Origin of the sequence: Variovorax brevis (assembly GCF_030317105.1) — a bacterium.
Lineage (GTDB): Bacteria > Pseudomonadota > Gammaproteobacteria > Burkholderiales > Burkholderiaceae_C > Variovorax > Variovorax brevis.
In genome coordinates this window covers 622,431-641,343 of sequence record NZ_JASZYG010000003.1, presented here as the reverse complement: position 1 = coordinate 641,343, position 18,913 = coordinate 622,431, and the positions used below count along the sequence as shown (strand labels likewise).

Annotated in this window: 19 protein-coding genes; 15 read left to right on the top strand and 4 right to left on the bottom strand. The window is 66.2% G+C overall.

What is annotated here, in order from left to right; genetic code table 11:
• Positions 1 to 78 precede the first annotated feature (78 nt).
• Positions 79 to 1,020: a pseudouridine-5'-phosphate glycosidase gene (locus QTI66_RS11795; RefSeq protein ID WP_286559693.1), complete on the top strand. Its 942-nt coding sequence runs from the start codon at positions 79 to 81 to the stop codon at positions 1,018 to 1,020.
• A gap of 24 nt (positions 1,021 to 1,044) precedes the next feature.
• Here the strand turns inward: QTI66_RS11795 and QTI66_RS11790 are convergent, their stop codons facing one another.
• The 3 genes from QTI66_RS11790 to QTI66_RS11780 form a co-directional block, all read right to left on the bottom strand.
• Positions 1,045 to 1,437, bottom strand: coding sequence for a hypothetical protein (locus QTI66_RS11790; RefSeq protein WP_286559692.1), 393 nt, complete (start codon positions 1,435 to 1,437; stop codon positions 1,045 to 1,047).
• A complete protein-coding gene (locus QTI66_RS11785; RefSeq protein ID WP_286559691.1) occupies positions 1,434 to 1,826 on the bottom strand; it encodes a VOC family protein in 393 nt (130 codons plus the stop codon). Before QTI66_RS11785 ends, QTI66_RS11790 begins: the two co-directional genes overlap by 4 nt.
• Positions 1,827 to 1,928: 102 nt before the next feature.
• On the bottom strand, positions 1,929 to 2,714 hold the full coding sequence (locus QTI66_RS11780) for an IclR family transcriptional regulator domain-containing protein (RefSeq protein ID WP_286559690.1): 786 nt from the start codon (positions 2,712 to 2,714) through the stop codon (positions 1,929 to 1,931).
• Between the two features lie 178 nt (positions 2,715 to 2,892).
• Between QTI66_RS11780 and QTI66_RS11775 the strand changes: the two genes are divergently transcribed.
• The 5 genes from QTI66_RS11775 to QTI66_RS11755 are packed head-to-tail and all read left to right on the top strand — an operon-like array spanning position 2,893 to position 7,449.
• On the top strand, positions 2,893 to 3,813 hold the full coding sequence (locus QTI66_RS11775) for a shikimate dehydrogenase family protein (protein WP_286559688.1): 921 nt from the start codon (positions 2,893 to 2,895) through the stop codon (positions 3,811 to 3,813).
• 27 nt (positions 3,814 to 3,840) lie between these two features.
• Positions 3,841 to 5,070: a 3-carboxy-cis,cis-muconate cycloisomerase gene (pcaB, locus tag QTI66_RS11770; protein ID WP_286559687.1), complete on the top strand. Its 1,230-nt coding sequence runs from the start codon at positions 3,841 to 3,843 to the stop codon at positions 5,068 to 5,070.
• Positions 5,067 to 5,489, top strand: coding sequence for a carboxymuconolactone decarboxylase family protein (locus QTI66_RS11765; protein WP_286559686.1), 423 nt, complete (start codon positions 5,067 to 5,069; stop codon positions 5,487 to 5,489). The genes pcaB and QTI66_RS11765 overlap by 4 nt, the downstream gene beginning before the upstream one ends.
• On the top strand, positions 5,486 to 6,682 hold the full coding sequence (locus tag QTI66_RS11760) for an MFS transporter (protein WP_286559685.1): 1,197 nt from the start codon (positions 5,486 to 5,488) through the stop codon (positions 6,680 to 6,682). Before QTI66_RS11765 ends, QTI66_RS11760 begins: the two co-directional genes overlap by 4 nt.
• Positions 6,682 to 7,449, top strand: a complete 768-nt coding sequence (locus QTI66_RS11755; RefSeq protein WP_286559984.1) for an alpha/beta fold hydrolase — start codon at positions 6,682 to 6,684, stop codon at positions 7,447 to 7,449. Before QTI66_RS11760 ends, QTI66_RS11755 begins: the two co-directional genes overlap by 1 nt.
• A gap of 52 nt (positions 7,450 to 7,501) precedes the next feature.
• On the opposite strand, the gene QTI66_RS11750 is transcribed toward QTI66_RS11755, so the two are convergent.
• Positions 7,502 to 8,266 carry a GntR family transcriptional regulator gene (locus QTI66_RS11750; protein WP_286559684.1) on the bottom strand — a complete coding sequence of 255 codons (765 nt, stop codon included), beginning with the start codon at positions 8,264 to 8,266 and terminating at the stop codon, positions 7,502 to 7,504.
• Positions 8,267 to 8,438: 172 nt separating this feature from the next.
• On the opposite strand from QTI66_RS11750, the gene QTI66_RS11745 reads away from it, so the two are divergent.
• From QTI66_RS11745 to QTI66_RS11705, 9 genes are all read left to right on the top strand, one after another.
• On the top strand, positions 8,439 to 9,920 hold the full coding sequence (locus tag QTI66_RS11745) for a mannitol dehydrogenase family protein (RefSeq protein ID WP_286559683.1): 1,482 nt from the start codon (positions 8,439 to 8,441) through the stop codon (positions 9,918 to 9,920).
• A 50-nt stretch (positions 9,921 to 9,970) separates the two neighbouring features.
• Positions 9,971 to 10,987: a TRAP transporter substrate-binding protein gene (locus QTI66_RS11740; RefSeq protein WP_286559682.1), complete on the top strand. Its 1,017-nt coding sequence runs from the start codon at positions 9,971 to 9,973 to the stop codon at positions 10,985 to 10,987.
• Positions 10,988 to 10,998: 11 nt separating this feature from the next.
• Positions 10,999 to 12,858, top strand: a complete 1,860-nt coding sequence (locus QTI66_RS11735) for a TRAP transporter large permease (RefSeq protein ID WP_286559680.1) — start codon at positions 10,999 to 11,001, stop codon at positions 12,856 to 12,858.
• A 31-nt stretch (positions 12,859 to 12,889) separates the two neighbouring features.
• Positions 12,890 to 14,098, top strand: coding sequence for a D-mannonate dehydratase ManD (gene manD / locus QTI66_RS11730; protein ID WP_286559678.1), 1,209 nt, complete (start codon positions 12,890 to 12,892; stop codon positions 14,096 to 14,098).
• Between the two features lie 40 nt (positions 14,099 to 14,138).
• Complete coding sequence (locus tag QTI66_RS11725) at positions 14,139 to 15,173, top strand: Zn-dependent oxidoreductase (protein WP_286559676.1); 1,035 nt, start codon at positions 14,139 to 14,141, stop codon at positions 15,171 to 15,173.
• 104 nt (positions 15,174 to 15,277) lie between these two features.
• On the top strand, positions 15,278 to 15,952 hold the full coding sequence (locus QTI66_RS11720) for a DsbA family oxidoreductase (RefSeq protein ID WP_286559674.1): 675 nt from the start codon (positions 15,278 to 15,280) through the stop codon (positions 15,950 to 15,952).
• Positions 15,952 to 16,776 carry a DODA-type extradiol aromatic ring-opening family dioxygenase gene (locus tag QTI66_RS11715; RefSeq protein ID WP_286559673.1) on the top strand — a complete coding sequence of 275 codons (825 nt, stop codon included), beginning with the start codon at positions 15,952 to 15,954 and terminating at the stop codon, positions 16,774 to 16,776. The genes QTI66_RS11720 and QTI66_RS11715 overlap by 1 nt, the downstream gene beginning before the upstream one ends.
• An 11-nt stretch (positions 16,777 to 16,787) precedes the next feature.
• Positions 16,788 to 17,831, top strand: a complete 1,044-nt coding sequence (locus QTI66_RS11710; protein WP_286559672.1) for an NAD(P)H-dependent flavin oxidoreductase — start codon at positions 16,788 to 16,790, stop codon at positions 17,829 to 17,831.
• A gap of 105 nt (positions 17,832 to 17,936) precedes the next feature.
• Positions 17,937 to 18,815, top strand: a complete 879-nt coding sequence (locus QTI66_RS11705) for a DUF3014 domain-containing protein (protein WP_286559671.1) — start codon at positions 17,937 to 17,939, stop codon at positions 18,813 to 18,815.
• Positions 18,816 to 18,913 lie beyond the last annotated feature (98 nt).

Below are 18,913 nucleotides of genomic sequence, written 5' to 3'. Positions count from 1 at the left end.
CTTCCTCGTTTGACGATGGGCCGAAGTATGGCGTGCTCGGCGCCACCTTGAAACGCGCACGGGCAGAATCTCTTGATCATGTCCGCCCAAGCTACCCCTTCCTGGCTCACCTTCAGCCCCGCCGTGGCCGCCGCGCGCGCCGCCGGACGGCCCGTCGTCGCGCTGGAATCGACCATCATCGCCCACGGCATGCCGTACCCGGAAAACGTTCGCACGGCGCGCGAAGTGGAGGCGATCATCCGCCAACTGGGCGCGGAGCCCGCGACCATTGCCGTGATGGACGGGCGGATCCGCATCGGCCTGTCGGACGACGAACTGGAGCTGCTCGGCCGCGCCGGCAACGCCGTCGCCAAGGTCAGCCGCCGCGACCTGCCCGCAGTGGTGTCCAACGGTGCACTGGGTGCCACCACGGTGGCCGGCACGATGATCTGCGCGGCGCTCGCCGGCATCGAGGTCTTTGTCACCGGCGGCATTGGCGGCGTGCACCGCGGCGCCCCGGAAAGCTTCGACATCTCGGCCGACCTGCAGGAACTCGCCACCACCTCCGTCGCCGTGGTGTGCGCCGGCGCCAAGTCGATCCTGGACATCGGCCTCACGCTCGAATACCTCGAGACGCATGGCGTGCCCGTGCTCAGTTGCGGGCAAGAGAATTTCGCGGCGTTCTACACGCGCGACAGCGGTTTCAAGGCCGATTACCGGCTGGACGATGCGCAGGCGCAGGCGCGCTTCATCCGCACCAAATGGGACCTCGGCCTCGCGGGCGGCGTGGTGCTGAGCGTGCCGGTGCCCGCGGCCGCGGAGATGCCGCGCGAGGAAATCGACGCGCTCACGTTGCAAGCGCTCGAAGACGCCAAAGTGCAGGGCATCACCGGAAAGGCCGTGACGCCCTTCCTGCTTTCGCGGATCAAGGCGCTGACGGGCGGGCGCAGCCTGGCGACCAACATTGCGCTGGTGAAGAACAACGCCGAGGTCGGGGCTCGGCTTGCGCTGGCCTTAGCCGTTCACACGGCTTCGCGATAAATCAGCACGACAGCGCGCAAGGTCTCAGACCCAGCGCTGCACCGCCTGCGCCGTATCGCTCGGCTTCGTGTTGAAGCAGATCTTCGCTTTCGGCGCGCCTTGGTGCAGCACGTTGATCAGCTTTTCGAACAGCAGGAAGTGAGCGGGCAGGGTGCGGATGCCGGCACCGATCACGATGCAGTCCCACGGCGCCTGCGAAAGCCGGTCGGCGACGACCTGTGCGGCCGTGTCGCCCAGGTCGGTCAGGCACAGTTGCGCGTCGTAGCCCAGGCCGTTCAGGGTGGCCTGGTCGGTTTCGAGACCCCGGCGAACCTTGTCGGCGTTGAGGTCGGGCATGGCGCTGAAATCGACGAGCGAGGGCTCCAGGCCGATCACCAGCACACGCTTCTTGCCGTTCATGCCATTCTTGCCGTTCATGCCTTGGCCTTTGGCAGGTCTTCGTGCAGGCACAGGATGTTGCCCTCGGTGTCCAGGAACCACGCCGCCTTTTCGGAGCCGAGCACGCAGACGTGTTCAACGGTCTTGAGTCCCGGAAAGTCGTAGTCCTCGAACACCACGCCCGTTTTTTTCAGCGCGGCAATGGCCGCCGCGATGTCGGGCACCTGGAAACTGATGGTCGTGTGGTCGGCCTTGGTGCCGCCTTCCTTGGGAAACAGCGCCAGGATGGTACCGGCACATCGATAGGTGAACTTGCCGTCGGCCTGCAGCCCCTCGGGCTTCAGGCCCAGCCGGTCTTCGTAGAAGCGGCGTGCGCGCTCCAGGTCCTTGACGGGCAGCATCGTGGTCACGGCAGCATCGGCGAGCATGGGGTACCCCCTTGGCGTTTGCGCAGGCTGTTGATTGTGCGCGTCCAGGGAGGCCCTGAACAAGTCCTGGCGCGGTCCGCCGAGGACTTGTTCAGCGTCTCCCTAAATCATGTTGCGCATCGCCTGCGCCGTTTCCCGCAGCACCGGCAGCACGCGCGCGACGGCGTCTTCGGTCGATTCGTGCCCCATCGGCATGGTGACGTTGAGCGCGCCGACCACGTCGCCGCGGCGGTCGCGCAGCGGCACGGCGATGCCGCGCGAATTCAGGTCCAGTTGCTGCTCCGACAAGGCCCAGCCCTGGTTGCGGATGCGGGCCAGTTCCAGCCGCATGCGCTCCTTGCTGGCAATGGTGAACGACGTGAACACCGCCAGGTCGTGCGTGGCCAACCATTGCGCCTGCTCTTCGTCGCTGCGCAGGGCCAGCATCAGCAGGCCCGCGGCCGTGACCTGCGCCGCCACGCGCGCGCCCAGCACATAGCCGGTGCTCATGCTGCGGTTGGGTCCGTTGCGGGCGATGTAGACCACTTCGTCGCCGTCCATCACGCTGAGGTAGGCAATCTCGTGCGTGCCCACGGCCACGCGCTGCAGGAACGGTTGCACGATGCGCGGCAGCCGCGCCGATTCGAGGTACGACTGGCCCAGCCGCAGCACGCGCGGCGTGAGCCAGAACAGCTTGCCGTCGCTCGCCACATAGCCCATGTGCTGCAGCGTGAGCAGATAGCGGCGCGCTGCGGTGCGCGTCATGCCGGTGCGCTGGCCGGCCTGGCTGGCCGTCATGCGGGCATTGGCGTCGTCAAAGGCTTCGATGATGCTGACGCCGCGCTCCAGACCGGCGATCCAGTCGCGTTTGTCGAGACCCGGCGGGACGCCATCGTCGTCTTTTGTCATGCCGGCGATCCTAGGTGAAGCCCCCGATTCGTTCAATAGTCGATCAAGGCTGTCCGATGATCGAACGCCATGAAAGCCCCCGGACTTCCGCGTTGACAAAGTTCTGACTAAAGTCGTCACTGCGCCATCGCGCCCCGAACGATAGTCGAACGAACCCAAAAAGAGCCGGAGACGCTGCATGCAATCCATCCATGGCACCACGGACGTGTACCTGATCCCGGGTGACCCGGTCGTCAACGTCCGCGCGCCGCGCATGTTCAACGCCGTGTTCGAGCGCTTCGGCATCGATGCAGTGCTGGTGCCGGTGCGTGTGCCGGTGCGCGACCTGGCGGTGTTCCTCAAGGGGAGCTTTCTGGCCCGGAACGTCCGGGGCATGGTCATCGCGCCGCCGCACAAGCCGCTGGTGGTCAGCCTGCTCGACGGCTGCGGTTTGTTCGGGCGCGTCGCCGGCTCGGTGAACGTGGTGCGCTGCACCGCCAACGGCGAACTCGAGGGCGACCTGTTCGACGGCGAAGGCTTTGCCAGCGCGCTCGACTACTTCAACATTCCCTTTCGGGGCAAGCGCGCGCTGATCCTCGGCGCAGGCGTCACCGGCGCGGCCATCGGCGTGGCGTTGGCCGATGGCGGCACAGTCAATGGCGCGGAGCACATCGCGTTCTACGATCCGGTCGCGGGCAAGGCCATCGGTCTGGCAACGCATCTGGATTCGTTCTTCGACGCCACGGTGGTGTCGGTCGACACGAGCGATCCGGCCGGCTTCGACCTCGTGGTCAACGCAACCCAGCTGGGCCTGGCAGCAGGCGACGCGCTGCCCTGCGACGTCGCGCGGATGGACAGCCACGCCGCGGCATTCGACGTGCTGCTGCGCGGCCAGCCCACGCCTTTTGTGAAAGCGGTGCGCGACCGCGGCCTGCATGCGCAGCCGGGCTTCGAAATGCTCATCCAGCAGATCCCCTATTACCTCGACTACTTCGGCTACACCGAGGCGGCGCAAGGTGTGCGTGACGACGCGGGCTTCCTGCGCGACCTGATCTATCCGGCCGAACTCGCGGATGAAGCCCGCAACCCGCTGCGCTACCACTCGGCCAGCGTGGCCTGAAAAAATTCAACACAGGACAGACCCCGCATGAGTGTTTTCGAAGGCTTTCTCTCGACGCCCGAGGTGCTGGAGGCGTTCAGCGACCATCAGTTCGTCGATGCGATGCTGCGCTTTGAAGCAGCCTTGACGCGCGCCCAGTCGCAGCTGGGCCTGATTCCGGAATCGGCCGCGCAAACGATCATCGGCAGTTGCAAGGTCGAGCTATTCGACGTGGCCAAGATCGTGCGCGACAGCGGCCGGGCCGGCAGCGTGGCCATTCCGCTCATCAAGAGCCTGAAGGAATCGGTGGCCCTGTTCAACGAAGAGGCTTTGCCCTTCGTGCATTTCGGCAGCACCAGCCAGGACGTGATCGACACGGCCATGTCGCTGGTGACCCGCAGCGCGGTGGAGTTGATCGAGGCCGACCTGGACAAGGCCATCGAGGCGCTGCTGGGCCACGCCACTCAGCACGCCACCACGCCGATCTTGGCGCGCACCTTGATGCAACCGGGCTCGGTCACCAGCTTCGGGCTCAAGTGCGCGGGCTGGGTGGCGCCACTGGTGCGCTGCCGGGAACGCATCGGCGCCGCAAGGCACAACGCGCTCAAGGTGCAGTTGGGCGGCGCCGTCGGCACGCTCGCGCAAATGAAGGGCCTGGGCCCGACCGTGCGCCAGCGCATGGCCGACGAACTCGGGCTGGGCAACGACGGCATGGTGTGGCACACGCAGCGCGACGAATGGGTGGCGCTGGGCTGCGAGATGGGCCTGCTGGCCGGGAGCCTCGGAAAGATCGCCCGCGACATCGCGCTCATGGGGCAATACGAAGTCGGCGAAGTGGCCGAGCCCAGCGAGCCGGGGCGGGGCGGTTCGTCCGCCATGCCGCACAAGCGAAACCCCGTCGGCTCGATGGTCGCGCTGGCCGCCGCGCAACGTGCGCCGCAACGCGTGGCAGCGCTGCTTGCCACCATGGTGCAGGAACACGAGCGTGCCCTGGGCAACTGGCAAGCCGAACTGGGCGAATGGCCGCAACTGCTGATGAGCGCGCACGGCAGCGTCCGGGCGCTGGCAGGGGCCTTGCCCGGCCTGCAGATCGACGCACAGCGCATGCGTGCCAATATCGAGAATTTGCGCGCGGTGCTGCCGGCGGAAGCCGCCGACGAATGGTTCAGTCCCGCACTCGCGCAGCACGCCGGCGTCGCGACGCTGCAGCAGGTCGACGTGCTGCGCGCCCGTTTCAGCATCGCCGCCCGCGTACCCCGAAAGGAAACCGTTTCATGAGCAACCCCAAGCCGCCCGCCAACGATTACGAAGCGGGCATGGTCAACCGCCGCCGCGTGCTCGGCGATGCGTGGGTCGACAAGTCGCTGGCCAACCGCAACGCGTTCAACGCCGAGTTCCAGGACCTCATCACGCGCCATGCGTGGAACGACATCTGGGGCCGGCCCGCGCTGGGCGACAAGACGCGCCGCTTCATGGTGCTGTCGATGATGCTGGGCATCAAGTCCTTCGAGGAGTTTGCGATGCACATGCGCGCCGCGCTCGACGGCCCGCCCGAATCGCGGCTCACGCCCGACGACATCAAGGAAGTCATCATGATGTCGGCCATCTACGTCGGCGTGCCGGCGGCCAACCACGCCTTCGGCATCGCAACGGCCATCCTCAAAGAAAAGGGCCTGCTCGCGGACACGCCCACGTGAGGACGCGGGCCGACGGGCTCAGCTTTGCGTTGTTGCTGCCGCTGCTGCTGGCGGCGCAGCCTGTGGCGACCGACAGCTACCTGCCTGCCCTGCCGGCGATTGCCTCGGAGCTGGGTTCGGCCAGCACCAGCCTGACGATGTTCGTGCTGGCCTTTGGCATTGCGCAGATTCCCGTGGGAAGCCTGGCCGATCGCATCGGGCGGCGACCCGTGCTGCTGGGCGGCCTTGGCTTCTATGTCGTGGCCGCGCTGGCCGGCGCGCTGGCGACTTCCGCCCTGATGCTGGCGGTGGTGCGGGCGATGCAAGGTGCGTCCATGGCGGCGATCCTGGTGTGCTCGCGGGCCGCGGTGCGTGACCTGTATCCGGCGCACGAAGGGCCGCACGTGATGGCGCGAGGCCTCACGGGGCTGGGTGTGGTCGCCTTGCTGGCGCCTGTGTTGGGCGCGTGGATCGTGCAGTGGGCTGGCTGGCGCTGGGTGCTGGCGACCATGGCGCTCTACGCCGCCGTGCTGCTGGCCATGTGCTGGCACTCCTTTGCCGAAACCCGCGCGCCGCACGATGCCAGCCAGCCTGCACCCGGCGGCGGTGTGCGCGAAGTATTTGCCAGCCGCAGCTTTCGGGTGTGGTCGTCCCTTTCGGCGACAACCTACGGCGGCCTGTTCTGTTTCTTGCTGCTGTCGCCGATGGTCTACATCGGCTATCTCGGCTGGTCACCCGCGTGGTACGGATGGATTCCGGCCGGCGGTTCGCTGGTCTACATCTTCAGCACCACGATGTGCCGGCGCTTGCTGCGCAAGTACGGGCAGCTGCGGACCATTCGTTTGGGGGCGTCGCTCAGCCTGACGGGCGCGGCCATCCAGGGGCTGGGCTGCTGGCTGCTGCCGCTGAGCGCCTGGCCATTGCTGCTGGGCCACGCCATCTATTGCCTGGGACACGGCATCCACCAGCCCTGCGGACAAGCCGGCGCCGTCGGTGACTTGCCGCATCTGGCGGGGCGCGCCGTGTCGTGGTCCGGATTCGGCATGATGCTGGTCGCGTTCTGCACCGGCCAGGTTGCTGCACGATTCGTGGATGCGCAATACAGTCACGGCGCTTGGCCGATGGTGGTGCCCTTGATGGTGGCCGGCGTCACGCTGGTCGTGATTGCTTTTGCATGGCTGCCAACGCTCAATACTCCAAGAAAGGAAAAATGATGATCCGTCTGAATGTGGTTCGCGAAGGGCAAGGCCCGATGGTCGTGCTCAGCCACGCCCTGGGCTGTGACCTGCACATGTGGGACGGCGTTGCGCCGCTGCTGGCGCGCACCTGCACCGTGCTGCGCTACGACCACCGCAACCATGGGCGCTCCGAGGTGGTGACGGGCGATCATTCCATCGACACGCTGGCCGACGACGTGGCTGAACTCATCGAACGCGAGGCGGGCGGCGAGCCGGTGCACTTCGTGGGTTTGTCGATGGGCGGCATGACGGCGCAGGCGCTGGCGGTGCGGCGCCCGGATCTGCTCGCCAGCGTGGTGATTGCCAATTCGGCGTCGTACTACCCGGACAAGGCGCCGTGGAAGACGCGTGTGGAGACCGTGGCGTCGCAGGGCATTTCGGCGATAGCACCGGGCGCCGTGGCGCGCTGGCTGACGCCCGGCTTCGTTGCCACGCCCGCCGGCGAAGCGGCTGCGGGCCTGCTGGAAAGTGCGCTGGTGTGCACCGACGCCGCCGGCTATGCGGCGAGCTGCGAGGCGGTGGCGGCGATCGATTTTCGGGAGAGCAACAAGCGCGTCCAGCGGCCGGTGCTCGTCATCGCCGGCACGCTCGACGAGGCCACGCCGCTGGCCATGTCAGAGGAGATGGTGGCGGCGATTCCGGGGGCGCGGCTGGCAACTATTGACGGTGCGCACCTGAGTGCGGTGGAGCTGCCGGCGGAGTTCGTGCGGCTGGTGACGCAGTTTCACGCGTCGCTGGGGTGATCGGGGCCTGTTCGCGAAACGAGGGCAGGGGTTCACGACCCCCGCCGTCCAGTCAATTTGAGAAGTAGCTCTCAGGCGCCTGTTCACGAAGCGCCGCCAGGTGCGTGGTGATGTGGTTGATGTGAGATGAGACGCTGGCGCCGAGGCCTGCCACGTCGCGGGATGCCATTTGCGCGAGCATCTGCTCATGTTCCTGCAAGGCGCGGTCCGCATGACCGGCCACGTGGCCCAGGAGCAGCCAGCGCACCCGGTCGAACTGCCGCTTGATGGGTTCAAGCATCTCCCACACGTGCCCACGGCCGGCGAACTCGAACAGGCGGCGGTGCATCAACTCGTCAAGCTCCGAGAACCTGTCGATCTCCCCGGTCTCGACCGCGCTGCGTTGCCGCTGGACGATTTGCCCGAACTCCTCGAGTTGCGACGGCGTGATCGTCTGCACCAGTTGCACATGACTGGCGCACTCGAGCGTGCTGCGTACGAAGCGACCTTCTTCGAGCAGTTGCGTGCGTACCGGCGCGACGATCGTGCCCACCTGCCGGTAAATCAACACCATCTGCTCGTCGGCCAACTGGGCCAGCGCCTCGCGCACCGGCGTGCGACTGACGTCAATCAGCTTGGAGATCGTCGCTTCCGAGAGTGCAGTGCGCGGAGGGAGCGTGCCGCGAACGATCGCCCGCAGCAGGACGTCGTGCACTTGTGCCGTGTACGAGCGTGCTGGATCGAGCTGAAAACCTGCAAGGGCGTCAACCAGGGGGCCTTCGGTCGGCGCTGATTCGGCGGCCTTGCCTCGGGGGCGGGCCGGGATTGGAGCGGACATGGAGATGAAGAATCCTTGTTGAGGGCAATGGATGCATTTTCTACCATGGTAGTCAACTAGTCATCGCCTCATTTCATAGGGTTATCCCGCTATAAATAGTGAAACACCGTCAATAGACTCCGCAACAGGCCCATGACTACCATGGTACTGTGGTAATAAACCGAGGACATGAATGCCTTCGAGAGTCATCCAGAGCAGCGAGCGTCTATCGGCAGGCAACCTACGTATCGCCCGCGAATCGGTAGCCCGCCCAGGCTATGACCGCACTCAACTGCAACGGGGCATCGTCCATCTGGGCCTGGGTGCCTTTCACCGGGCCCATCAGGCTCTCTACACCGAAAAAGTGATCGCCCAAGGCGACCTGCGCTGGGGCATCGTCGGCGTGAGCCTTCGCGATCCGCGCGTTCCGGATGTGCTGGCCGGGCAGGACCACCTGTACTCCGTCACCGAGCGACACGGTGATGAAGCGCACACGCGGATCGTCGGTGCATTGCGCGGCGCCTTGTTCGCGCCGCGGGACCTCGCGCAGGTGATCGCGGCCATTGCCGATCCCACCGTGTCCATCGTGACCAGCACGGTGACCGAAAAGGGCTACAGCCAGAACCCGGCCAGCGCCGACCTCGACATCGACAACGCGGACGTGCGCCATGACCTCGCGCATCCGGAATCACCGCGCACCACGCTCGGCGTGCTCGCTGCCGGGATAAGGAATCGCCCGTCCGGTGCGCCCCTGACGCTGGTGTGCTGCGACAACATGGCCGGCAACGGTGACACCCTGCGCAAGCTGCTGGCGCAATACGCCAGCATGTTCGATGCAAAGCTCGCACGCCGCATCGAACGGGAGATCGGCTGTCCCAACAGCATGGTGGACCGTATCGTTCCGGCCGCGACGCCGGCCTCACTCGATTGGGCGGCCGAACGCCTGGGCCTGCGCGACGAGGCGGCCATCGTTTGCGAGCCGTTCACCCAATGGGTGATCGAAGACCGCTTTGCAAGCATCCGTCCCGCCTGGGAGGACGCCGGGGCCTTGCTGACCAGCGACGTGCGCCCCTACCAGGCGATGAAGCTGCGCCTGCTCAATGGCACGCACTCGGCCCTCGCATATGCCGGGCAGCTCTGCGGACTGGAGACGGTGGCCGACGCCATGGCGCATCCGCTGGTCGGACAGTTCGCCCGCCGCCTGATGATCGAAGACCTTCGCGCCACCGTGGCGGTGCCGCCGGGCTACGACGTGCTGGCCTATTGCCACGACCTGCTCAAGCGCTTCGAGAACCCGACCTTGGCCCACCGTACGCAGCAAATCGCGATGGACGGCACGCAGAAGGTGCCGGTGCGCTGGCTGCCGGCCTTGCGCGAGAGCCTGGCCGCGGGCGTCGAGCGTCCTCAACTCGAGCGTGCCCTCGCAAGCTGGCTGCACTACCTCTCGACGGGACGCAGTGACAGCGGTGCCGCACTGGTCATCAGCGACCCTGGCGCCGAGGCACTGGCGGCACGTTTGCGTCAGACCGCCAACGACATGGACGCAGCGAATGCCGCGCTGGCCCACAGCCCCGTGTTCGGCTTGCAGCCGTGGCCGCCGGCCTTCGTCGAGCGCCTGGCCGGCCACTTGTCCACGTTGCGCCGCGGCGGGATGACCGCGCTGCTGTCCCCCTGATTCAAAGCATTCACGCACATCGCCACTCAACACCTACCGGAGACACCGACATGACCTTTGCGCCCACCCGTCGCCAATTTGCCACCACGCTTGCCGCTGCCGGCGCCGCGGTGACGCTGCCCCGCTTCGCCTTTGCCGAGGGCGAGATCAAGCTCAAGTACGGCACCGCCTTTCCGGCAGACCATCCGGGAACGCTGCGCATCAAGGAAGCGGCCGAAGCCATCCGCAAGGACACCGGCGGCAAGGTCGACCTGCAGGTCTATCCGACCAGCCAACTCGGCAGCGAGCCCGACATGATTTCGCAGACGCGTGCCGGGGCCATCGACATCATGTCCACGGCCGGCACCAACCTGCAGACGCTGGTGCCGACGGCCGGCATCAACGGCGTGGCCTTCGCGTTCAAGGACTACGCCGCCGTGTGGGCCGCGATGGACGGCGACCTGGGCGCCTATGTGCGCAGCGCGCTGCTCAAGGTCAACCTCTACGCATACGACAAGTGCCTGGACAACGGCTATCGCAACATCACGTCGGCCAGCAAGCCGATCGTGACGCCAGCCGACCTCAAGGGCTTCAAGATCCGCGTGCCGGGCATTCCGCTGTGGATCTCGATGTTCAAGGCGCTCGGTGCGTCGCCCACGGCGATTCCGTTCGGCGAGCTCTATTCGTCGCTGCAGACCAAGGTGGTCGACGGGCAGGAGAACCCGCTCGCGCTCATCCAGAGCGCCAAGCTCTACGAAGTGCAGAAGTTCTGCTCGCTGACGGCCCATACGTGGGACGGCCACTTCATCTTCGGCAATGCGAAGAAGCTGCAGTCCTTGCCGAAGGAAGTGCAGGAGGCGCTTGCCAAGAACCTCAACGCCGCTGCGCTCAAGCAACGCGAAGACATCGCCAAGCTCAACACCGATGCGCAGGCACAGTTGACCAAGCTGGGGGTCACCTTCAACAAGCCCGACGCGGCGCCGTTCCGGGAGCTGCTCAAGACCGCGGGCTTCTACACCGAGTGGAAGACCAAGTACGGCGATGAGGTGTGGGCCAAGCTGGAGAAGTACTCCGGCAAGCTGGCTTGAGGGGCAGCGCCATGCAGTCCACCGTAGACCCGCTCGACATCGTCCCGGACACCAGCCCACGCTGGTTCGACCGGTTGCTGGCCTGGGTCACCGAAATTCCCGCGGCCGCCATCGTGGTGGCAGAAATCTTCATCCTTGGCGGTGGCGCCTTCGCGCGCTACGTGCTTCATGAGCCGCTCACCTGGACGGACGAACTCGCGAGCATCCTGTTCCTGTGGCTCGCGATGCTCGGCTCCTGCATTGCCTTGCGGCGCACCGCCCACATGCACCTGACGACTTTCGTCAAGGACTTGTCGCCCGAAAGGCGCGCGTGGACCGATGCGCTGGGCATGTGCCTGGTGGTGGCTTTCCTGGCCATGTTCACCGGTCCGGCCTGGCAGCATTGGCACGAGGAGATCGAAGTGACCACGCCGGTGCTCGGCATCAGCGAAGGCTGGCGTGCAGGGGCGGTGTTCGCGGGCGCGATCCTGATGCTGGTGACGGCGGTGACACGGCTCGTGGAGCAGTCGCCATGGAAACAGATCGCCGTGTGCGGCACCGCGGTGGCGTTGGGTGGTGGCGCGCTGTGGCTGCTGGCACCGGCGCTGGCGACGCTCGGCAACCTCAACCTCGTGATCTTCTTCCTTGTGATGCTGGTTGGCTGCATCGTGATCGGCGTGCCGATCGCGTTCGCGTTCGGGTTGGCGACGATGTCCTACCTGGCCTTCTCGACCACCACGCCGATGTCAATCATGCCCAACCGCATGCAGGAAGGCATGTCGCACCTGATCCTGCTGGCGGTGCCGCTCTTCGTCTTCCTCGGTTCGCTGATCGAGATGACCGGCCTGGCCCGCGCGATGATCAACTTCCTGGTGAGCCTGATCGGCCACGTGCGCGGTGGACTGCAGTACGTGCTGCTGGGCGCCATGTACATCGTCTCGGGCATCTCGGGTGCCAAGGCGGCCGACATGGCGGCCGTGGCACCGGCCTTATTTCCGGAGATGAAAAAGCGCGGCAGCAAGGACGGGGACCTGATCGGATTGCTGTCGGCTTCCGGCGCCATGTCGGAAACCATTCCGCCGAGCATCGTGCTGATCACGGTCGGCTCGGTGACGGGCGTGTCGATCACGTCGCTGTTCATTGGCGGTTTGATGCCGGCGGTGGTCGGCCTCGTGCTGATGGCCATCGTCGTCTGGTGGCAAACACGTCGCGAAGACATGTCGGGCGTGACGAAGGCCACGCGCCAGCAGATCGGCAAGCTGTTGCTCGTGGCCCTGCCGGCGCTGGCCTTGCCGGTGATCATCCGCACCGCCGTTGTCGAGGGCGTGGCGACGGCCACCGAGGTGTCGACCATCGGCATCTTCTACACCGTGCTTGCCGGCCTGTTCATCTACCGGCAGTTCGACTGGAAGCGGATCTATCCGATGCTGCTGGACACGGCATCGCTGTCGGGCGCCATCCTGCTGATCGTCGGCTGTGCCACCGCGATGGCATGGGCCCTCACGCAGTCGGGCTTTGCGCAGGACCTGGTCAAGATCATGACGTCTGTGCCGGGCGGCAAGATGGGCTTCCTGCTGGTGTCGGCGCTCGCCTTCGTGGTGCTGGGCAGCCTGCTCGAAGGCATACCGGCGATCGTGCTGTTCGGCCCGCTCCTGTTCCCGATCGCCAAGATGGTCGGGGTCAACGAGGTGCACTACGCCATGGTCGTGATCTTCGCGATGGGCCTCGGCTTGTTCGCGCCGCCCTTCGGTGTTGGTTTCTATGCCGCATGCGCCATCGGCCGTGTGTCGCCGGACGTGGCGATGCCGCGCGTCTGGCCGCACATGGCGGCGCTGTTCATCGCGCTGTTGCTGCTGGTCTTCGTGCCGTGGTTCTCGGTCGGTTTCCTGTGATGCGCAGTCCGCAACTTTCCTGGAGCTCAAATTGAAAATCGAACGCATCACCACCATCGTGACCTGCCCGGGCCGCAACTTCGTGACGGTGAAGATCGTCACCGACGAAGGCGTGGTCGGCCTCGGCGACGCCACGCTCAACGGCCGTGAGTTGTCCGTCAAGTCGTACCTCGAAGACCACCTGTTCCCGTGCCTCATCGGCCGGGACCCGCGCAACATCGAGGACATCTGGCAGTACATGTATCGCGGTGCCTACTGGCGGCGCGGCCCGGTCACGATGACCGCCATCGCCGCCATCGACATGGCGCTGTGGGACATCAAGGGCAAGCTGGCCGGCATGCCGGTCTACCAGCTGCTGGGCGGCAAGAGCCGCAACGGCTTGATGGTGTATGGCCATGCCAACGGGCGCGACCATGCCGAAGCCATCGAGGCCGTGCAAAAGCATGTGGAGGAGGGCTACAAGGCGATCCGCGTGCAGTCGGGCGTGCCGGGCCTGGCCAAGACCTATGGCGTGGGCAAGACCAAGGGCCACTACGAGCCGGCGGAAAAAGGCTTGCCGCCTGAAGAGCCATGGGACACCTCGCTGTACTTGCGCCACACGCCCGAGCTGTTCCGCAAGGTGCGCGAGGCCGTCGGCTTCGAGCCGCACCTGCTGCACGATGCACACCATCGCCTGACGCCGATCGAGGCGGGGCGGCTCGGCAAGGAACTGGAGCCCTACAGCCTGTTCTGGATCGAGGACGCAACGCCCGCGGAAAACCAGGAAGCCTTTCGGCTGATCCGCCAGCACACGACCACGCCGCTTGCCATCGGCGAGGTGTTCAACTCGATCTGGGATTGCAAGGACCTCATCAGCGAACAGCTGGTCGACTACATCCGCTCCACCATCGTGCATGCCGGCGGCATCACGCACGTACGGCGCATCGCGGACTTCGCGGCGATGTACCAGGTGCGCACGGGCTTTCATGGTGCGACGGACCTGTCGCCGGTGTGCATGGCGGCGGCGGTGAACTTCGGACTGTGGGTGCCCAACTTCGGTATCCAGGAGCTGATGCCGCATTCGCCGCTGACCGACGAAGTCTTTCCGCACAACTACCGCTACGAAGACGGCTATCTGGTGATGGACGACGTGCCCGGCCTCGGCGTCGACATCGACGAGGAGCTGGCCGCCAAGTATCCGTACGAACGCGCCTACCTGCCGGTGGCGCGCCTGGCCGACGGCTCGATGTGGAACTGGTGATGCAGCCGTTTCACCGCATCACAAACCAAAGGAATCCATCATGCTGAGTGTCGTCGTCGATCAACCCAACAGCATGGCCGTGCGCGAACGGCCCATGCCCGAGCCGCAGGCCGGAGAGGTGCGCGTGCGCGTGCGCTTTGCCGGCATCTGTGGCTCCGACCTGCACATCTTTCACGGGCACAACCCGTTCGTGTCGTATCCGCGCGTGATCGGCCATGAGTTCGTGGGCCGCGTCGAATCGGTGGGCGAGGGCGTGAGCCCCTCGCGCATCGGCGAGACAGTCGTGGTCGACCCGGTCATCAGCTGCGGCCAGTGCCACGCCTGCCTCATCGGGCGGCAGAACGTGTGCAGCCGGCTTCAGGTGATCGGCGTGCACCGCGACGGCGGCTTCAGCGAATACGCTTGTGCGCCCGGGAAGAATGCGTACGTCGTGCCGAAGGGCCTGGCCCATGCGAGTGCCTCCGTCATCGAGCCCTTCGCCGTCGCGGCCAATGTGACGGGGCGCACCGGCGTATTCCCGAGCGACGTGGCGCTGATCTATGGTGCGGGGCCGGTGGGGCTGAACCTGATGCAGGTGCTCAAGCGCGTCCATGGCATTCGCGCCTTCATCACGGACCACTTCGACGAACGACTCCAGCTGGCCCTGGCCTGCGGTGCCGCCGAGGACGAGATCATCAACACGTCGCGCGAACCGCTGCAGGAGGCGCTGGCCAAGCGCGGCGTGGAAGGCGGTCCGACCCTGATCTACGACGCCGTGTGCCATCCTTCGATCCTCGAGGAGGCGGTGCGGATCGCGGCGCCCGCGGGGCGCATCGGCATCCTGGGCTTCTCGTCATCGCCCTCTGCAATTCCGCAGCAGGAGCTGACGAAGAAGGAGCTCACGCTGTATGCCTCGCGCCTGAACTGTGCGATGTTCCCGACCGTCATCGACTGGATCGAGCGTGGGCTCGTCGACCCCGGTCGCATCATCAGCCACAAGGTGGATTTCCGCGATGTGGCCGGCGCCTTCGACATCGCTGAAAAGAATCCGCGCTACAGCTGCAAGGTGCTGCTGGACTTCGGCGAGGAAGCCTGACGGGGACGTGGCCGGAGCCCTCCAGGCTTTTCCGGCCTTGGGGTCGTCGTCAGGAAAAACCGCATTCAGCGCACCGTTTCGCGCCCGGGTGGACAATCCCGCCCATGACCACATCCCTACGAATCGACTTCGTTTCCGACGTGTCGTGCCCCTGGTGCGCCGTCGGCCTTGGCGCGCTCGAAGCGGCGCTGGAGCGCCTGTCGCCCGACATCACGGCGCAGCTGCATTTCCAGCCCTTCGAGCTCAACCCGAACATGCCCCGCGAAGGGCAGGATGCCATCGAGCATCTCACCGAAAAATACGGCATCTCCGAAGAGCAGGCGCGTGCCAATGGCGATGCCATCCGCCAGCGCGGCGCCGCGGTGGGCTTCGACTTTTCGATGGACCGGCGCAAGCGCGTGTGGAACACCTTCGACGCGCACCGTCTGCTGCATTGGGCTGAAGTGGTGGACCTGCAAAAGCAGCGCGTGCTCAAGAAATCGCTGCTCAAGGCCTACTTCACAGACGGGCTCAACCCCTCGGATGCCGACCTGCTGGTTCGCCTGGCCGGCGAGGCGGGGCTGGACACGGTGGAGGCCCGCGAGATCCTGGCGAGCGACCGCTACGCTGCGGAAACGCGTGAACGCGAGCGGCTTTACACAGGCGCCGGCATCCACTCCGTGCCCGCCGTCATCATCGACAACAAGCACCTCATCTCCGGCGGCCAGCCGACGGAAATTTTCGAGCGTGCGCTGCGCCAGATCGTCGGAGCGGCCGAACAAAGCGTGGTCAGCGCCTGATGGCCGCGCCCGCCGCCCCACTGCCTGCGCTCTTCGTGTCGCACGGCTCGCCCATGTTTGCCATCGAGCAGGGCGAGACCGGGCCCACGCTCACGCGCTGGGGCCATGAACTGAGCGCGAGCGTTGGCGAAAGCCTGCGCGGCGTGGTCATCATGTCGCCGCACTGGATGGCGCGCTCACCCGCCGTCATGACGACGGCCAGGCCCGAGACCTGGCACGACTTCGGCGGCTTTCCACAGGCGCTGTATCAACTGCAATACCCCGCCCCCGGGGCGCCCGCGCTGGGGCAGGAGGTCATCGACCTGCTCGATGCCGCCGGCATCGCGACGCAGGCCGATGCCAAGCGGCCCTTCGACCACGGGACTTGGGTGCCCTTGATGCATCTCTTCCCCCAAGCCGACGTGCCGGTCGTGCAGGTCGCGTTGCCGATGAGCGCCGGCCCGGCCGAAGTGCTGGCGATGGGGCGCGCCGTTGCGCCGCTGCGCGTGCGCGGCGTTCTGGTGATCGGCACGGGCAGCATGACGCACAACCTGCGCGAATTCTTCGGTGGCGAGCGTGAACCCTTGCCCTACGTGCTCGAGTTCAGCCGCTGGGTGGAAGACGCCATTGCGCGCCGCGACGTCGATGCCTTGCTCGACTACCGCCGCCAGGCACCGCACGCCGAACGCGCACATCCCAGCGAAGACCACTTCCTGCCGATCTTCTTTGCGTTGGGCGCCGGTGGATGGGGAACGCAGCCGGGCGCCGAAGTGGATTGGCTCAGCCGCGAGGTCATGTACGGCATCCTCGCGATGGATTCGTTCGCGCTGTCGGCTGCACATTGAGGGTTTGACGCATGGCTTCCATTCAATCGATTCTCGGCACGCGCTTGCCGATCATCCAGGCGCCCATGGCGGGCGCGCAGGGCAGTGCATTGACCATTGCCGTGTGCAATGCGGGCGGCTTGGGTTCCATGCCCTGCGCCATGCTCACGCCGGATGCGATGCGCAGCGAACTCGCGGCCATCCAGGCGGGCACTGACGGGCCCTTCAACGTCAACTTCTTCAGCCACACGACGCCGGTGCCGAATCCGGAGCGCGAGGCCACTTGGCGTGCGGCGCTGGCGCCTTATTACGCGGAGTTCGGCATCGACGCCGCGGGCATCGCAGCGGGCGGCGGGCGCAATCCGTTCAGCGCCGATGTGGCGGACGTGCTCGCCGAGTTCAAGCCGCCGGTCGTGAGTTTTCATTTCGGCCTGCCGTCTGAAGAGTTGTTGGCCCGCGTGCGTGCCTGGGGCGCCAAGGTGCTCTCGTCGGCCACCACCGTGGACGAGGCACGCTGGCTCGCGTCGCGCGGTGTCGATGCGGTCATCGCGCAAGGGCTGGAAGCGGGCGGCCATCGCGGCCATTTCCTCCACCACGACCTCACGGCGCAAATGGGCACCTTCGCCTTGCTGCCGCAGATCGTGAAGGCGGTCGACGTGCCGGTGATTGCGGCCGGCGGCATCGTCGACGCCGATGGCGTTGCGGCTGCCTTGGCGCTCGGTGCGTCGGCGGTGCAGTTGGGCACTGTCTACCTGCTGTGCCCGGAATCGACGATCAGCAAACCGCATCGCGCGGCGCTCGCGAGCGAGGCGGCACGCCACACCGCGCTGACCAACCTGTTCACCGGGCGGCCTGCGCGCGGCATCATCAACCGCATCCTGCGTGAACTGGGCCCGATGAGCGATGCACCGCCGGAGTTTCCGCTGGCAACCGCCGCCATCGCGCCGATTCGCGCCAAGGCCGAGGCACAGGGCAGCGGGGATTTCTCGCCGCTGTGGTCGGGCCAGAACGCGAGCGGTTGCAAGGCCATCGGGGCTGGCGAACTCACGCAGCAACTGGCTGTAGGACTGCGCTGACGCAGAAAGTATCCCCGGCGCCATGGCGGATTGTGGCGCGGCGCCTGCGATGGGCGTCCAATAGCGCAGTCTCCGTTTCTTGGGCCGAGGAAAGGAATCGCAGCCATGCCTGATCGCGATCGTGCAGAGTTCAGACCTGTTCGTGAGTCTTCCGTCTGGACGGCCGTGGTGGTCGTCGTGTTGTTGCTGGGCGCCGGCGCCTTGTGGTGGCGCTGGTCGCAGGAGCAGGCCCCTTTGCAGGCGCCGCCCGCCGCTTCCACTGCCGAACAGACGCCAACCCCAAGCGACATGGCGCCGCCGCCCGTCGCGGATGCAAGCCCGCAAAATCCCATCGACACGCCGCAGGGCCCCTTGCCGCCCTTGGGCAGTTCCGATTCGCAGGTCACGGCTTCGCTGAACGAACTGTTCGGCAAGAAGAACGTCATCTCGATGCTGCAAGTGGACGGCTTCGTGCGCCGCTTTGTCGCCACCGTCGACAACCTGCCGCGCGAGCACGCGGCGCCGCGCATGTGGCCGGTGCATCCGATGGGCAAGCGCTTCTCGGTCAGCGGCAGCGGGGAGGCCCAAGCGATCGCCCTGGACAACGGCTCGCGCTACACGCCCTTGATCCTGATGGCCGAGACGGTCGATCCGGCGCGCGCCGCCAAGGTCTATACCGGGCTCTATCCGCTCTTTCAGCAGGCGTATGAAGAGCTGGGCTATCCCGGCAAGTATTTCAACGACCGGCTGGTGGCGGTGATCGACCATCTATTGCGTGCACCCGAACCGCAAGGCCCGCTGCGGGTGAAGCTCACCGAAGTCAAGGGCGATTCGCCCCTGGAGCAGCCGTGGGTGCACTATGAGTTCGCCGATCCGCAGCTGGAATCGCTGTCCGCGGGGCAGAAGATGATGGTGCGCGTGGGGCTGGTGAACGAGCGGCGGATAAAGGCGCGGCTCAAGGCGTTTCGCGACCAGGTGGCGACCGGGGAGTTCGTGAAGAAGTGACCCCGCAGGCGCAAGTGCCTGCACGCAATGGTTGCGCGGTCGCGAGGGGGACTACCCTAGCTGTCCCTGCTTGCAACAAGGGGATATAAAGCCTGCGG

Bases quoted from the DNA above. Each gene is read 5' to 3' on its own strand.
- QTI66_RS11710 (WP_286559672.1), top strand. From the start codon at position 16,788: ATGGCTTCCATTCAATCGATTCTCGGCACGCGCTTGCCGATCATCCAG.
- QTI66_RS11720 (WP_286559674.1), top strand. From the start codon at position 15,278: ATGACCACATCCCTACGAATCGACTTCGTTTCCGACGTGTCGTGCCCC.
- pcaB (WP_286559687.1), top strand. From the start codon at position 3,841: ATGAGTGTTTTCGAAGGCTTTCTCTCGACGCCCGAGGTGCTGGAGGCG.
- QTI66_RS11725 (WP_286559676.1), top strand. From the start codon at position 14,139: ATGCTGAGTGTCGTCGTCGATCAACCCAACAGCATGGCCGTGCGCGAA.
- QTI66_RS11785 (WP_286559691.1), bottom strand. From the start codon at position 1,826: ATGCTCGCCGATGCTGCCGTGACCACGATGCTGCCCGTCAAGGACCTG.
- QTI66_RS11765 (WP_286559686.1), top strand. From the start codon at position 5,067: ATGAGCAACCCCAAGCCGCCCGCCAACGATTACGAAGCGGGCATGGTC.
- QTI66_RS11795 (WP_286559693.1), top strand. From the start codon at position 79: ATGTCCGCCCAAGCTACCCCTTCCTGGCTCACCTTCAGCCCCGCCGTG.
- QTI66_RS11755 (WP_286559984.1), top strand. From the start codon at position 6,682: ATGATCCGTCTGAATGTGGTTCGCGAAGGGCAAGGCCCGATGGTCGTG.
- QTI66_RS11750 (WP_286559684.1), bottom strand. From the start codon at position 8,266: ATGTCCGCTCCAATCCCGGCCCGCCCCCGAGGCAAGGCCGCCGAATCA.
- QTI66_RS11745 (WP_286559683.1), top strand. From the start codon at position 8,439: ATGCCTTCGAGAGTCATCCAGAGCAGCGAGCGTCTATCGGCAGGCAAC.
- QTI66_RS11740 (WP_286559682.1), top strand. From the start codon at position 9,971: ATGACCTTTGCGCCCACCCGTCGCCAATTTGCCACCACGCTTGCCGCT.
- QTI66_RS11775 (WP_286559688.1), top strand. From the start codon at position 2,893: ATGCAATCCATCCATGGCACCACGGACGTGTACCTGATCCCGGGTGAC.
- QTI66_RS11705 (WP_286559671.1), top strand. From the start codon at position 17,937: ATGCCTGATCGCGATCGTGCAGAGTTCAGACCTGTTCGTGAGTCTTCC.
- QTI66_RS11790 (WP_286559692.1), bottom strand. From the start codon at position 1,437: ATGAACGGCAAGAATGGCATGAACGGCAAGAAGCGTGTGCTGGTGATC.
- QTI66_RS11735 (WP_286559680.1), top strand. From the start codon at position 10,999: ATGCAGTCCACCGTAGACCCGCTCGACATCGTCCCGGACACCAGCCCA.
- QTI66_RS11715 (WP_286559673.1), top strand. From the start codon at position 15,952: ATGGCCGCGCCCGCCGCCCCACTGCCTGCGCTCTTCGTGTCGCACGGC.
- QTI66_RS11780 (WP_286559690.1), bottom strand. From the start codon at position 2,714: ATGACAAAAGACGACGATGGCGTCCCGCCGGGTCTCGACAAACGCGAC.